Annotated in this window: 1 rRNA gene; it reads left to right on the forward strand. The window is 43.5% G+C overall.

The window, feature by feature from the left end:
* Positions 1-189 precede the first annotated feature (189 nt).
* Positions 190-269, forward strand: a 5S ribosomal RNA gene (rrf, locus tag H3S74_RS12420); the annotation flags it as partial.

The following is a 269-nucleotide window of genomic DNA, read 5'->3' on the forward strand; positions in this document are numbered from 1 at the left end:
AAGTGTAGTGATACATTGAGCTAACTGATACTAATGAACCGAGAGTCTTAACCTTACAACTCGGAGTTGTTTTGGATACGCGAAGGTAGAGATAGATTAATAGATAATCGAACAGTTTGTTCCGGATTGAGTGATTGTTGTGGATATGAGATAATGCACAGCAATAGAGATAAGAGAAGACAGAATATGTCTGGCGGTAATAGCGCGGTGGTCCCACCTGACCCCATGCCGAACTCAGAAGTGAAACGCCGTAGTGCCGATGGTAGTGT

Source organism: Gilliamella sp. W8126, from assembly GCF_016102185.1.
GTDB lineage: Bacteria > Pseudomonadota > Gammaproteobacteria > Enterobacterales > Orbaceae > Gilliamella > Gilliamella apis_A.